Here is a 14,441-nt window from a genome sequence, read left to right on the forward strand (position 1 = left end):
CGGTGGGCGGCGGCTCCGACCGGGTGATCACGTCAGTGAGCCATGCGCTTTCGGCGGGCACCCAGATCGAGCTTCTCGCCGCAAGGTATCCATCCGACACGACGGCAATGAACCTCAGCGGCAACGAGTTCAGTCAGACCATCCAAGGCAACACCGGCGCGAACATCATCAATGGTGGCGGCGGTGCCGACATCTTGACCGGTAACGGAGGCAATGATGCCTTCGTGTTCAACAGCGCTCTTGGGGCCGGCAATATCGACAGGATCACCGACTTCAACAAGCTCCAGGACAAGATCCAGCTCGACGACGCGGTTTTTGCCGGGCTTAAGCTGGGAGGCCTTTCATCCGATGCTTTCTTTGCTGGCACGGCCGCGCATGATAGCTCCGACCATATCATCTACAACAACTCAACAGGAGCACTCTCTTTCGACAGCGACGGGATCGGTGGCGCAGCTCAAATACAGTTCGCCACGCTCTCTCCAGGTCTGTCGCTTGCAGCAGGTTCGTTCCTTGTGATCTGAACGACCCGGAACGGCGGACCCTCTGCTCGAGCCGGTCCGCCGCTCCGTCTTTGTTCAGCACCGGATTTTTCCAAAGCGGGTGCCCATTCGGGCTGATACTCAACCTTCGTCACCAGCGGGTTCGCTAGCAGGGTATCATTGAAGGGTGGCTTGAATCTGCCCGCCACCGAGTTTACTCGGCGCGGTTCGCGGCCCGCTTCCGTGTCTTGAACGGACTTAGTGCATCTCAGTGAAATAGAGGCTCATCGCACGGTGCACGACGACGAAGCAAACGGCTTCGCGACCAATCCGGTTCTCGTCTCTTTACTCTTATTCGATTCTTGTCGGCAACGAACGGTCAGATCCCATCTGAGCCCGGTATCGACTATCAGATCCCTGGGCCGCTATCAGATCCGCTGCGCAATAGCGGCTATGGCTTCACAAACCGCCCCTTCGCAGATCACGATCTATAAATCGGGACTGCCAATTACTTGAGCGCGAGAGCAGGAACCAGGCACCGCGAACCCGGCAGTCATTCCGCAGTTGTCGCTCGCTTGTAAACGTGGGCCGAACCGCTTTAATGTCGCTTAAGTCTTCCTCATGGGCGAGTGCGGCAGGCGCTCCAGCTGGGAACCGCCCCTATTCTCACCTTGAGCGGCTTCCTACATTGACTTGATCTCGATCACGGAGATCTGCCGCCCGCTGAGCGCGCAGATCCCTACGAATTGTCCACAACTAATTGCTTGCGGCAGTGAGACCACGGGAGACCACGGAGCAGTTTGGCTCTTGTGGTTAACGTCTGTCTGATTTTCATCTCGTAAGGTAAATTGACAAATCAAAAGCAAACAAGAATGTAATTTCCCGTAATTTAAACGTCATAAGTTGCGAAGCTACAGCTATTTCAAAATAAAGTCGCGATTCCGCCGGAATTGTGACCTAAGAAAAGCGATAAGTTTCTTGTGTACAACCCGTTTTTATCAAAATAAGCCACAATGCATGCAGCATTCCAACAAACGCTCAATGATTTTATCAACGGGTGTCTTTATGTGATTTGGCGCTAATATACACCCTCTAGTAGGTAGGCCTCGGGCGCTATCGAACGAGAAAAAGGATTACTGGATGGCAACTCTGCACTACACCTCGGGTGGTTCCGCCACCGAAATCGCAAACGCTGGCTTCAATCTGGCCGACGTTCAATATGTTAGCCAGGTCAACGCATTGCCGGATGGCATGAAGGGTTTGGTTTACCTGAATGAGCACGAGGGCGTAACCTCATCCTTCATCGAGAAAATGACCCCCTTCCTCGGCAATCCGAATGTGTTTGGGTTCTATCTTGTTGACGAGCCCGATCCCACCGGCAGGTGGGGCACCTACGCAACCGCTGAGAACCTGAAGGCGGAATCCGACTGGATCCATGAGCATTTTCCAGGCGCCAAGACCTTCATCACCATGATGAACATGGGGTCCCCGACCAATCCGGATTTTACGAACACCTACAATCCGGCCAACACGCATATCGACTATTTCGGAATAGACCCCTATCCGGTGCGCACGGGAACGGACACGGTCGATTACGACATGATCGATCGAGCCGTGGCTGCAGCGGTGAAGTCGGGCATCCCGGCTAACAACATCGTTCCGGTATATCAGGCCTTTGGCGGCGGTAACTGGGAGACTTCCGATGGCGGAAGACATGTCATGCCCACCCCCGAACAGATGCAAACCATGATCGATCATTGGGCCGCATTGGTTCCGACGCCCGGCTTCGACTACACCTACAAATGGGGAACGCAGAACGGCGACACCGCGCTTGAAAGCTCCTCCGAATTGCAAGCCGTTTTCCGGGAGCACAACCTCGCTACCACCGGGGCCGAACCTTCCGACACCAGCGACGGCAGCGCTGCCGCGACACCCCCTTCCGATGCCGCCGCCAGCGATAGCAGTTCGACTGTGACTGCCCCATCCCATGACGCCACCGGCGACAACACTTCGACTGCGACTGCCCCTTCCCATGACGCCACCGGCGACAACACTTCGACTGCGACTGCCCCTTCCCATGACGCCACCGCCAGCGATAGCAGTTCGACTGCGACTGCCTCTTCCCATGACGCCACCGGCGATAGCAGTTCGACTGTAACTGCCGCTTCCGACGCCGCCACCGGCGATATCAGTTCGACTGCCACGGCCCCTTCCGACGCCACCGCCAGCGATAGCAGTTCGACTGCGACTGCCCCTTCCCATGACGCCACCGGCGATGGCAGTTCGACCGTAACTGCCGCTTCCGACGACGCCGGCAATACCAGTTCGACTGCCGCGGCCTCTTCCGAAGCCGCGACGGGCGATAGCAGTTCCACTGCAACTGTGCCTTCCACTGCCACCGCTGCCGATAATAGCTCTACTGTGGCCGCCTCCGACTCCAAGACCAGCCATGGCACTTCTACTGCGACTGCTACCGCCATCGCCCCTTCCGACGCCAGCACTAGCGATAGTAATTCTGCTGGAGCTGCGACTTCCCACCGCACGGCCAGTCACGGAAAAGCCACCAGTGATGCCTCCCATGCAAGTGCAAGCACCGACAAAATGGCGGGCCATAGCGGCAACGACACCTCCCATGTCGACACTGGCGGCAACAAGATGGAGGATTTGGGCAGCGGCGTTGACCGGGTGCTGGCTGTGTTGAGCCATGCTCTTTCTGCCGGCTCGGAGTTTCTCGCCCCCAACAATCACTCCGACAGAACCGCAACCAACCTGACCGGCCATGGGTTCGCCCAGACCGTCCAGAGCGGTGAAAATGTCGGGGCCCAGGCAAAGAACGGCGCCGCCGCCGAGATCATGTCGGGTCACGGAGGCAACGATGCCTTCGACTTCAGCAAGCTTCAGGACAAGCTCCACCTCGATCAAGCCGCTCTTACCGAGCTTAAGTCGAGCGGGCTTTCATTGCATGCGTCTCCTGCTGGTACGGCCACGGATGATGGTTCCCACCACATCATCTTTGACAGCTCAACCGGGTCGCTCTCTCTCGACAGCGACGCGGTCGGCGGCTCAGCTCAAGCGCAGCTCGCCACCCATCTCCCGTTGCAGCATCACTCTTTGATCTGAAAACCGGAGCGGCGGACCTTCAACTCGAGCGTGTCCGCCGCTCCTTCAATCGCGCCACGGAAGCTTGACTAAGAAAAATGCGATATCGGCAGACAGCAGAGAGATCGAAGTTGGTCGCGTTATCGCCAATGCGAATTTCGGATTCGCCACACCCTAAGCAGTCTCGGCAATTTTCAGCACGGCGTCGATCTCGGCCATCACCGCTGCCGGCAGCGGCCCTTTTTCCAGCGCACCGAGATTGTCCTCGACCTGCTCGGGCCGCGTGAAGCCGGGAACCGGCAGCGCGATTGCCGACTTGGCGAGGATCCAGCCGAGCGCGCCCTGCGCAAGCGTGCGTCCGCCCGACGTGAGCAGGTCGCGGATTGCCGAGAGCCTTGACAGATAGTGCGGGTTGGCGGCGCCATCCCTGAAAAATACCATCCATTCGGCATTGCCGCCGCGCACATCGTTGGTGGGCAGCCGCATGGCCGGCGTGTATTTGCCGGTGAGCAACCCCATTGCCAGCGGCAGCCGGCTGAACGAGACGAGGTTCTCGCGCGCCGCAACGGCCATCAGCCCGTTCGCCGGGGTAAACACATTGAAGTCGTTCTCTACGGCGACGAAGCCCTCGCGCGGCGCGTAGGCGGCAAGCCGTTCGCGGTGATCGGTGCTCCAGCCGAAGCCGCCGATCTTGCCCTCCTGGCGCAACAGGCCGAGCGTATCGAACACCTCGCCGGCGCGCTCGATCGGATACTCGTTGATATGTAGCAGCGCGACGTCGATACAATCGCGCTGCAGGCGCTGCCGCGAATTGTCGATCGATGTCCGGATCGCTGCGGCAGAGGCATCCTCGGGAGCAATCTTGCGCGTTTCGGGATCGCCGAAATAGCCGACCTTGGTGACGATGACGGCTTCGTCCTTACCCTTCAACGCTCGCCCGAGGATCAGTTCGGCATTGCCGGCGCCATAGGCGGCCGCCGTGTCGAACACCCGCGCGCCGATCTCATAGGCCATCGCCAGCGCGGCTTGCGACCTGATGTCATCGACCTCGCCATAGGTTGTCGCCGTGTCACGCCAACGCGCGGGGCCACCCGCCGCCCAGGTGCCGATGCCAATGCCCGGTACCGAGCGGCCATCCCAAAGCTCAATCATCTGCATGCCCGGTTCCTCAACGACGCACGCTGGCGTGGCGGGCATGCTCGCGGATCTCTTCGCGAGAAATGCCAGCATCCGCAAGTGTGCTGTCTGGGGCCCGCCTCAAGCTCGCAAGCGTCTGGCGATAGGCAAGCCAGCGGGCGAAACGGTGTCGAAGTTCATCCAACATGATCGTCTCCTTTGGCGTGCAGAATGCCCGCGCGCTTGGGTTGGTCGAAAGCGCAAAGCATCGGCGCGAAGCGCATGCGCGATCGAAAAGATTGCGCTGGCTTCTTAGCCAGCCGAGGCGCTTGTCACTGTCCCGCCAAGCAAGAATGTCCAACGCGTCCAACGCCTGCATACTTGCGCATGATGCCCCTTCGCGCTACAGCCACGGTCGCAAGGAGTTTTTCATTTCTGCAAAATGGATATCGGCTGGGACGATCTGAGGTTGTTTCTCGACGTTGCGCGGCTGGGTGGCTTGAGCGCAGCGACGGGAACCACGCGCCTCAGCGCAGCCACCCTTGGACGACGCGTCACCGCGCTGGAAAAGCAGATCGGCGAACCTCTGTTCGTGCGCCAGCAGACCGGCTACCGGCTGACCCCGGTCGGCGAAGAACTGCTGCGGCGCGCCGAAGACGTCGAGGCAGCAATGCAGTCGCTGACCCGCTGGCGCGAGGGAAACCTGCCCGACCGCATTGTCCGCGTCTCGGCCGGGCCATGGACCTCGGCTTTCATTTCCGCCCATATCGGCGAGATCTGGACGGTCGACGACGGCATAAGGGTGGAGCTTGTCACCACGACCGAGCGGGTCGACATCGGCCGCCGTGCCGCCGACATCGGCATCCGCAGCGAGCGTCCGACCGAGCAGTGGCTGGCCGGCCGTCAGAGCGGCAAAGTCGCTCACGCCATTTATTCCGGACGTCACCTGATCAACGGCATCGCCGCTGGATTGTTCGTCGGCGTCACCGGCGAAGGCGCAAACGTTGCATCGGCGCGCTGGCTGCAAGCCCATCACGGCGACCGCATCGCCGTACGCGGCAACAACACCCATGCGGTGCGTGAACTGGTGGCCGCCGGCGCCGGCCTTTCGGTCTTTCCGTGCTTCGTCGGTGACAGCGATCCGCGGCTGGTTCGCGTCGCTCAGCCTATCCCCGAGCTCGAAACCGACCAATGGATCGTCACCCATCACGAGGAACGTCACTCCCCGCCGGTACGAAAAGTCGCCGACCGGATTGCCGCCTTGATGCGGGCGCACCAGCCGCTGTTTCGCGGCGAGACGCCGATCCGGTAAGCCTCAGGCGTCGATCGGCCGCCAGTGGATCAAGAATCAGATATTTTGTGGGCCGGACGATGTGCCGCCGCCGTTGAGGACGGCGGAGTGAGGCGCGCTGCTCGTCGAGATCCTTGCCTTGGGCGAAGAGAGCGGTACCAATCAGTACCGGGCCGCCTATCCGGTCACTCGTCCTCCTGCCGGCTCATAGCCGTATGCTTCGCCCTTACGCACCACGCGACCGATGCCCGGCCAGCCAAGGTGCGCGCCGGCGATCCACGTCCCCGCCTTGGCCGCGTCACTGAAAACATTTAGGCGGGTTGCGCGCGCCGTCGGCTGATCGTCGTCATAGCCCCAACTGAACGCGGGATTGCCGAACTGCAAGGCCGGCACATGAACGACGTCCCCGAAGAATAGGAAACGGTCCTCGTCCGTGTCGAACGCGTAGCCGGTATGACCGGGAGCATGACCCGGCAGGGCGACCGCCCTCAATCGCTCACCCACCAGGTCGCCATTCTGGACAGGCTTCAGCAGGGGCCGGAACTGCGCAAGGTGCGCGTAAGCGAAAAAGCTCCCAACAGCCGCCTCGGGAATTACGATCGCCGTCAAGTTTGGAAAGAGCACTCGGCCGTCGGGGGTCAAAAGTCCGTGCACATGATCCTCAGCAGTTCGCCTTCACGTATTCTTCCTGAAGTTTGAATCGAAGCAGTATATGATTTCGGAAGCAGCTCTGCATTTCCACAAACGACCCAAACCCGAGACGCGATGCAAGTCGGGACACGGTCGCGGGTGATACATGGCATCGGCGCGCGATTGCGGTGGCATTTTCGAAAGCCACGTAATCCGGCTCCGCAAATATCACCCGGGCGACAGCCTCCGACTTCTCCGGAAGTGTCAGTTCCCTTTTGGCAATCAGCGCTTTGAGCTCGTCAAGCGATGGCGCTCGGCGGTTGTCAACTGATACGCGCTGTCGACCGCATGTCCGTGAGGGATAAGATGAGCCCACAGACATAGTTCTCAACCTTTAACTATCTTCATGAAGATATCGAACTCGGCATCCACAATCGGAACCGTGTGCTCGTAACCGGGATATCTGCCTGAATCGACGTCTGCCTTGTAGTCCTTGAAGGCAGCGACGCGCTCGTCCTGAATCTTCTCCAGCTCAGGGCCAAGGTTTCGATAAACTTTTCCGTGTCGCGGCTTATGGTTCTTGCCGTAACCGCAAACGTCTTCTGTGAAGAGGTACTGCGCATCGGCATATTTGCCAGCGCCCATGCCTAGCATGACAAGCGAGGAGTTTTCGGTGAGGAATTTCGCGACGCGATCTGGGACGACTTCCAGCTCCGCGCCGAAGACTCCTATTTGCTCCAGCTTTTGGGTGTGTCGCCAAATGCGCACTGCTTCGTCCGCGGTCTTGCCGACTGCGCGCCAACCCGTCCAGGTGATATAAGACGGCACTAGGCCGATATGGCCAACGACAGGAATGTAGTTGTCGCATAACGTCTTCTGGATGTCGTATGACGCCGCACAATAAAAGGCGTCGCCGCCTGTGCCGGCAAAGTGGAACGCTGCACGCAGATAGTCCTCCGCTGTTGCGAGCGGGCGGCCCGCGAAACTCCCATAGCTGCCATATGGCAAACCGACTTGTACGAAACAATCGCCGGCTGCTTGGCGCATTTCCGGATCGAAATATCGACCTTCGATGGAGAGCATATGGATGCCGGCAGCGGCTGCGGCAGCCGCCTCATCCGGGGTGCTGACGAAGAGCATGGAGATTTTCTGTCCGCTCTTCTTCATCTTGCGGATGTCCTCGACATGAGGACGGTTGTGATACATGCCCATAATCAGCCTCCGCAGGGGATCAGGCAGTCAAACAGCGCCTTGGCGATGAATGGCCAATTCATTTCGGCGCGCCAAGTAATCGGGCGGTCGCGCCAGAGCATCTCGGCGCAGGCTGCAAGCTGGAACGGCTGGTCCATATGGCTCAGATCTCGATCATGACGCGGCCATTTTCGACCTTCGTCTTGTACGTCTTGAGATTCTCGCAAGCGGGCGGGGTCTCTACGTCCCCAGTCGTGAAGTCGAAAACGGATGCGTGTTTAGGACACTCCACTGTATTCCCCATTACGAGACCGTCAGCGAGGTGAATACTCTCGTGCGTGCAAAGCCCGTCGGTGCAGAAATATTCGTCCGCATCATTTCGAAAGATCGCAAAGGTGCGACCGCCATGATCGAAGCGCTTGGCTTCCTCGGCTTCGATGTCGGCGGCGGCACAGGCGTCGATCCAAGGCATGGAACCTTCCTTCAGATGGCTTGCGGTTTGTAGTCGGCGGGGGCGGACGGCATGACCCCCTGCAGTAGCGCTACGGACTTTTCGAGTCCCTCCAGAGAGTTCAGGAGCACGTCCTCATGCTCGATGGAAAGCCAGCCGTCATAGCCGGCCATCTTGAGGCGATAGCAGAATTGCCGCCACCACTCCTCGCCATGGCCGAAGCCAAGCGTGATGTAGCTCCATGACCGGGCTGGAAGATTCATCAGGCTGCCATTCTCGAGCAGAGATGTCGTCGCCTGCACTGGTGCGTTGAGCATCGTGTCCTTGGCATGAACGTGATAAACCGCCTCGCCCAACGATTGAGCCGCCGCCAGCGGGTCGGCACCCATCCAGAACAGATGCGAAGGGTCCAGATTCGCCCCCACGACGGGTCCGACCGCCTGTCGCAACTTCAGAAGCGAGGGCACGTTGAAGACACACTGGTTGCCGTGGAGTTCAAGCGCGATGCGCTCCACGCCGTTCTCTTCAGCCAACGCCACGATCTCGGTCCAGAAGGGAATCAGCTTCTCTTCCCACTGGTATTTCAAAATGGCCTGTGTTTCCGGCGGCCAAGACGAGATGACCCAGTTGGGCATGATATCTGCAGCGTTGCCGGCCGGGAGGCCGCTCATGGTGCAGACCGTCCGGATGCCCATTTCGCCTGCGACGCGAATAGTGGTTTTCAGCCCTTCGCCCTGGGCCGGGTCGGTCGGGTGCAGCGGATTGCCGTTTGCGTTGAGGCTGATGATTTCTAGCCCGCGCGCCTCGAACGCGCCAACGAAGCGCTTCTGGCCTTCCCTGTTGCCCAGCATGGACGAAAGCCGAAAATGCGGCGCGGTGGACCAGCCACAGGTGTTCACCTCGACGCCGGAGACACCCATGCGCTTCGCATGATCCAGCATCGTTTCGAAGGGCAGGTTGCCGAGGCTGTCTGAAACGAAACCCAGCTTCACGCGTAAAACTCCGGCTTTGCGATCATTTGGACGGGTACGCGGCGGCCCTCGTGCAACGCCTTCACGCCCGCCTCGGCAACGACGGCGGCGCAATAACCGTCCCAGCAATTCGCAGCGGTTGCCGGGAACTCACCAGTCATGGCGAAGCGTAGGAAGTCGCGGTTCTGCCGACGGTACGCATCGGCATAGCGGGTCCGCCAGTCGGCGTCGTAGCTCGTGCTCTGTGCAAGCGCAGAATCGATGCGAGTGTAGGCGACGTTGTTCATCGCAACGGTGCCCCGCTCGCCGATCAGCTCGGCACGGACATCGTAACCATAGGCGGCATTGTTGTTGATCTCGATGTTGACGAGTTGGCCATCGACCGTCTCCAGCACCATGAAGACAGGCGCGACCCGGGCATCTGAGCGCTTCGGCTGGAAGGCCGAAATCGACGCATATTCCGTCGAGAGCACATAGCGCACGACATCGAACTCGTGTGGGGCCGAATTGGTGATAGCCATTGCGCCGGTGAAATCTGCCGCCGGCGTTTCGACATTGCGGTGAAAATTGTGCATCATCAGGGGCCGGCCAAGGCGGCCGTCTGTAAGCGCTCGCTTCATCTCTTCGTAGGAGCGATCGTAGCGCCGCATGAAACCAAGCTGGACGAATTTCGCGCCCGACTTCTGTTCGGCCTCCATCACCGCGATACAGTCAGCGGACGCTTGTGAGAGGGGCTTTTCGCACAACACACGCTTGCCGGCGGCAATACAGGCCTTCGACAGCGGCGCATGCGTGGTATCGGGACTCGCCACGATGATTGCGTCCACGTCCTTCCGCGCGGCAACATCTTCTGGATCGGTGGAGATGTCGGGCGCACCAAAGGTGTCGGCAACAGTGCGGGCACGCGCCTCATCCATGTCGCACACCAGCTGAAGGCTTGCTCCGGGAAGGTCTTCCGCCACTATCCTGGCGTGGTCGGCGCCCATCACACCGGCACCGATCACTGCGATCCGTATTGTCATATTTCTTCTGCTTTGTTCGACGTGAAGAGGCTGGTGGCGCCAAGGGTCATCAGGGCCGGTCGAAGGCAGAGGTTTCCCGAGGAAAACGATCGGGCCGCCCGCCCATCCAGCTCGAGAGGCGGCGCATTTTCATTGTGATCATGCATGCAATTCATGCTCGATTTCCGCCTCGAGGTCAGCCATGGTTTCACCGCCGGCCATCAGGTCGGTGATCTCCTCGCGGGTTTTCTCGCGCTTCCGGAAATCGGCGGCGATCGCACCGCGAATGAGGACGGCGAAATGGTCTCCCACCGCCATCGCGTGCATCACCTGGTGGGTGATGAAGATGACCGCGAGACCGCGCCGCTTGGCTTCATTGACGATGCGCAGCACGTGAGCTGCCTGCTTGACGCCGAGCGCTGCCGTCGGCTCATCGAGGATCAGAACGCGAGCGCCGAAATGCACGGCGCGGGCAATGGCCAAAGACTGGCGTTCCCCGCCTGACAGGCCACCAACAAGCCGGTCACCGTCGTCGATACGCGTGATGCCGAAATCCCGCACCGCTTTCACCGCGATCTCGTTGGCGCGCTTGCGGTCGTAGATCTTGAACGGACCCCAACCCTTTGTCGGCTCCAATCCAACGAAGAAGGAGCGGCCGATGCTCATTAAGGGGAACGTTCCGCCGAACTGGTGCACGGTGGCAATGCCCCGCTCCTGCGCAGCGCTCGGACGGTCGAAGCTGACCGCCTTTCCGTCCATCAGGATCTCGCCGCTGGTCGGCTTGTGGACGCCTGCCAACACCTTGATGAGAGTGGACTTTCCGGCGCCGTTGTCGCCGAGGAGACACAAGACCTCACCCCGTCGAATTTGCAGCGAGATCTTATGCAACACGTCGATCGGGCCGAAAGACTTGTTGACATTTTTCAGTTCGAGAATGGCAGGTTTTTCGCTCATAATTGTCGCATCTTTCGTTCTTCCAAGCAGTCGCTGATCGCAACTGCAGCCGCATCGCTTAGTGCTGTATGGGTGCCCTCGGCACGCTTTGTTTCGAACCTCGCCGGTAAGACAGAGCCAGTTCCCGGAATGCCTGATTCATCAGCACCGCCGTCAAAAGCATCACGCCGATGATCAGGTTCGACCAGTTCCGGTCGATCTGGGTGAAGTAGATGCCTTGGCTGACAATGGCGAACGTGATGGTGCCGACGAAGATGCCGATGACCGAGCCGAACCCTCCCGTGAGCAGTACGCCGCCGACCACCACGGACACGATTGCGTTGAAGATGAAGTTCATTCCGCCGGAAACCTGGGCCGAGTTGAACAGGATCGCCTGGCACATGCCAACGAATGTGGCGCTGACGGCGGACAGCACGAACAGTGCGATGGTCATGCGGTTTATCGGAATGCCTGCATTGCGGGCGCTGACGCGATCGCCGCCCATTGCAAACAGCCAGTTGCCAAAGCGGGTCTTGTGCAGCACGAAGCCAATGATGACAGCGAACACTACCCACCAGACGATGATGACCTGGTGGCTTCCACCGATAAGCTGTCCGAACAGGAATTTGGCCCATTCGGGCGCGGTGACGGCAACGCTAGCGTTGCCAGTTAGCAACACGGACCCACTGAGCACCAAGCCCTGCATCGCAACCAGGGTGGCGAGCGTAATGATCAACGAAGGCACCGAGGTGCGGATCGTCAGCAAACCATTGACAAGGCCGACCGCCACACCGACCGCCAGGGCGCCGGCCATGCCCACCGCGATGGGCAGGTCATAGTAGCCGCTAAGGATGGCGGTGGTCATAGAGCCCGCGGGAATCAATGCGCCGATGGAGATGTCGAGTTCACCCGAGATCATCAGCAGACCGACCGGAATGGCGACAATGCCGAGATTGGCGGCGAAATTCACCCAGCTCGCCGCCCCAAGGAGTGTACCCAGGTCCACGCCACCGAAAAATACGAAGAACAGCACCACCCCGATCAGGCTGAGGATCGAGCCTGCTTCCGGGCGGCGCAACAAGGATTTGATTGCCTCAGTCATGGCGGTCCCTCAAACCTTCTTCGATGAGTAGCTGAGCGCCAGCTGCCGAAAGGTGTCGTTGGTGAGTACGGCGATCAGGAGAAGCGCGCCGATGATGACGCTTCCCATGTTGGGATCGATACTCGTGAAGTAGATGCCCTGGTTTACGATAGAGAAGGTGATCGTGCCGAACACGATACCTACGACCGAGCCAAATCCGCCGGTAAGCAGAACGCCCCCGATGACCACGCACATGATCGAATTGAAGATGAAGGACTGCCCAGCCAGAACCTGAGCGCTCTGGTAGACCATCACCTGGCTGACTCCGACGAACGCGGCGGAAAACCCCGAAAGCATGAATAGACCGATGGTAAGCCGCTTGGTGGGGATGCCCGCGTTGCGCGCGCTCTCCTTGTCGCCCCCGAGTGCATAGATCCAGTTGCCCACGGGCGAGATGTGGAGGAGCCACAGAAGGGCGGCGATGTAGACGAGCCACCAGAGAATCGTCACTTGGAACATGCCCCCGAGATATTGGCCGAGAAGCGTCTTCGTGAGTTCGTCGGGCACCAGCGAGACACCGGTGCTGCCGGCGATCATCACCGTAAGGCCCAGCGTCAGGCCCATTGTGCCGAACATCGTTCCTATTGTAATTATCAAGGACGGGATCGTGGTTCGTGTGACGAACACGCCGTTGATCAAGCCGATGGCAAGACCGAGCCCAAGGGCGGCCGTGATGCCGAGCCAATCAGGCAGGCCATAGTAGCCGGATATGATCGCGGCCGTTAGAGAGGCCGCGGGAATCACGGCGCCGACCGAGATGTCCAGCTCACCAGCGATCATCAGCAGCCCTATCGGCAGAGCGATGATGCCGATCTCGGAGGCGATGCTCAGCCAACTGGCCGTACCGGCTGCTGACAAAAAGCCACTGCCTCCGAATATGGCGAAGAACAGAAAGACTGCGACCATGCCCAGGAACGAGCCCGTCTCGGGCCGCCGCGCCAGACGACCCAGGGCCAGTCCAGAACGGCCGCGATTTGCCATCGGCGTTGGGGTGGATGTCACGGGATGTGCCGTCATGGGTAATCCGCGAGTTATCGAGCGCCAAAAATTGCGGTCGCTATGGAAGTAGAATGCACTGGCCGCCCGCCTCACAAGGCGGGCGGCCGTAAGGACACCTATCGCGCGCCGGCCTTCACGCCGGCAATGGTCAGCTCGACAGTGTTCTTGTCGATGATCCCAGGACCGGTGAGGATCTCGCGCGTCGGCACAGTCAGCCCGTAGTTTACCTTGCCATTCAAGATTGAGACGGCGAGGTAGCCTTGCCAGTAGCCCTGCTGGTCGATCGCGCAGGCCTGTTTTCCATCCTTGATGTTGTTCAGGATGGTCTCGTCAAAGTTGATGCCGCAGAGTTGAACCTGCCCGGCCTTGCCGGCCTGGGTAATACCGTTCATGGCCGAATTGGCGTCGACATTGCCGATGGTGAACACCGCGGTCACGGCTTGATGCTGCAGCAGATAGGCCTTCACCGCCTGCGCCACTGCTGTTGCCGAGCCGAAGGAGGTAGCTGGCAACGGCAACACATCGGCCTCGCCGCCGCCATTCTTCATCCCTTCCCTAAAGCCACCACAGTAGGCCTCGATATTGGCCGCACCCGGCAGTGTGTTGATGCAGACGCCTTTCTTGTTGCCGGCCTTAGCGAGATACTCGCCGCCGGCGACGCCACCTTTGTAATCGTCCGAGCCGACATAGTTCATAGCGCCGAGGCGATCAGCCGCCTGCAAACCGCCGGCATTGTAGATAACAAGCGGAATGCCAGCGTCCACAACCGCCTTGAACGCCGGATCCATGGCTTCCGGCACCCAGTCCGGACCGACAATGGCGTCGGCCTTCTGGTCGATGGCTTGGCGGATCAGTTCGGCCGCGTCCACACCCAGATTGTCGTAGTTCTGCGGCCCGAGCCAGGTGACTTTACCACCTTGAGCTTCGACCACCTTACCGGCGTCTTCGGCACCACGCTTGACGATTGACCAGAATGGATCGTCCGGCTTGCCGCCGATAACGAAGATGTCGGCGGCGAGCGTGCTGCTGGTGCTGTACGCAGCCAGCACTGCTGTGGACACAAGTATCTTGAAAAGCTTCATAGTCTTCCTCCCGGTTTACCCGCCCCGCGGGGTTTCAACAAAAGCCTGGCTGCCCCG

Annotated in this window: 13 protein-coding genes and 2 pseudogenes; 3 read left to right on the forward strand and 12 right to left on the reverse strand. The window is 59.9% G+C overall.

Annotated elements, in window-relative coordinates:
• Together NKI63_RS27835 and NKI63_RS27840 are read left to right on the forward strand one after the other, a co-directional pair.
• Window positions 1–521 (forward strand): annotated as a pseudogene (locus NKI63_RS27835) (calcium-binding protein); the annotation flags it as partial.
• A 1,098-nt stretch (window positions 522–1,619) separates the two neighbouring features.
• The gene (locus NKI63_RS27840) at window positions 1,620–3,599 is read left to right on the forward strand and encodes a calcium-binding protein (protein WP_352691299.1); all 1,980 of its coding nucleotides are present in this window, start codon (window positions 1,620–1,622) and stop codon (window positions 3,597–3,599) included.
• Window positions 3,600–3,752: 153 nt separating this feature from the next.
• On the opposite strand, the gene NKI63_RS27845 is transcribed toward NKI63_RS27840, so the two are convergent.
• Window positions 3,753–4,736: an aldo/keto reductase gene (locus tag NKI63_RS27845; protein WP_352509032.1), complete on the reverse strand. Its 984-nt coding sequence runs from the start codon at window positions 4,734–4,736 to the stop codon at window positions 3,753–3,755.
• Window positions 4,737–4,746: 10 nt separating this feature from the next.
• The gene (locus NKI63_RS27850; RefSeq protein WP_352509031.1) at window positions 4,747–5,055 is read right to left on the reverse strand and encodes a DUF1127 domain-containing protein; all 309 of its coding nucleotides are present in this window, start codon (window positions 5,053–5,055) and stop codon (window positions 4,747–4,749) included.
• Window positions 5,056–5,136: 81 nt separating this feature from the next.
• Between NKI63_RS27850 and NKI63_RS27855 the strand changes: the two genes are divergently transcribed.
• Entirely contained in the window at window positions 5,137–6,006 is an 870-nt protein-coding gene (locus NKI63_RS27855) for a LysR family transcriptional regulator (RefSeq protein ID WP_352509030.1), read from the forward strand.
• Between the two features lie 156 nt (window positions 6,007–6,162).
• Here NKI63_RS27855 and NKI63_RS27860 read toward each other — a convergent pair whose 3' ends face one another.
• The 10 genes and pseudogenes from NKI63_RS27860 to NKI63_RS27900 form a co-directional block, all read right to left on the reverse strand.
• Window positions 6,163–6,639, reverse strand: coding sequence for an MBL fold metallo-hydrolase (locus tag NKI63_RS27860; RefSeq protein WP_352823976.1), 477 nt, complete (start codon window positions 6,637–6,639; stop codon window positions 6,163–6,165).
• A 363-nt stretch (window positions 6,640–7,002) separates the two neighbouring features.
• On the reverse strand, window positions 7,003–7,827 hold the full coding sequence (locus NKI63_RS27865) for a 3-methyl-2-oxobutanoate hydroxymethyltransferase (RefSeq protein ID WP_352479337.1): 825 nt from the start codon (window positions 7,825–7,827) through the stop codon (window positions 7,003–7,005).
• Window positions 7,828–7,877: 50 nt separating this feature from the next.
• Window positions 7,878–7,964: pseudogene (locus NKI63_RS30790) on the reverse strand (hydroxypyruvate isomerase); the annotation flags it as partial.
• A gap of 5 nt (window positions 7,965–7,969) precedes the next feature.
• Window positions 7,970–8,278 (reverse strand): MocE family 2Fe-2S type ferredoxin, encoded by a 309-nt coding sequence (locus NKI63_RS27870; RefSeq protein WP_352509028.1) that lies wholly within the window; start codon window positions 8,276–8,278, stop codon window positions 7,970–7,972.
• A gap of 11 nt (window positions 8,279–8,289) precedes the next feature.
• Window positions 8,290–9,249, reverse strand: a complete 960-nt coding sequence (locus NKI63_RS27875) for a sugar phosphate isomerase/epimerase family protein (protein WP_352509027.1) — start codon at window positions 9,247–9,249, stop codon at window positions 8,290–8,292.
• On the reverse strand, window positions 9,246–10,250 hold the full coding sequence (locus NKI63_RS27880; protein WP_352509026.1) for a Gfo/Idh/MocA family oxidoreductase: 1,005 nt from the start codon (window positions 10,248–10,250) through the stop codon (window positions 9,246–9,248). Before NKI63_RS27880 ends, NKI63_RS27875 begins: the two co-directional genes overlap by 4 nt.
• Window positions 10,251–10,388: 138 nt before the next feature.
• Complete coding sequence (locus tag NKI63_RS27885) at window positions 10,389–11,183, reverse strand: ATP-binding cassette domain-containing protein (RefSeq protein WP_352509025.1); 795 nt, start codon at window positions 11,181–11,183, stop codon at window positions 10,389–10,391.
• Window positions 11,184–11,241: 58 nt separating this feature from the next.
• The gene (locus NKI63_RS27890; protein WP_352509024.1) at window positions 11,242–12,264 is read right to left on the reverse strand and encodes an ABC transporter permease; all 1,023 of its coding nucleotides are present in this window, start codon (window positions 12,262–12,264) and stop codon (window positions 11,242–11,244) included.
• Window positions 12,265–12,273: 9 nt separating this feature from the next.
• Window positions 12,274–13,284 (reverse strand): ABC transporter permease, encoded by a 1,011-nt coding sequence (locus NKI63_RS27895; RefSeq protein ID WP_352479442.1) that lies wholly within the window; start codon window positions 13,282–13,284, stop codon window positions 12,274–12,276.
• Window positions 13,285–13,418: 134 nt separating this feature from the next.
• Entirely contained in the window at window positions 13,419–14,384 is a 966-nt protein-coding gene (locus NKI63_RS27900) for a sugar ABC transporter substrate-binding protein (RefSeq protein ID WP_352509023.1), read from the reverse strand.
• Window positions 14,385–14,441: the final 57 nt, after the last annotated feature.

The sequence above is a fragment of the Mesorhizobium sp. M0410 genome (assembly GCF_040321435.1).
GTDB lineage: Bacteria > Pseudomonadota > Alphaproteobacteria > Rhizobiales > Rhizobiaceae > Mesorhizobium.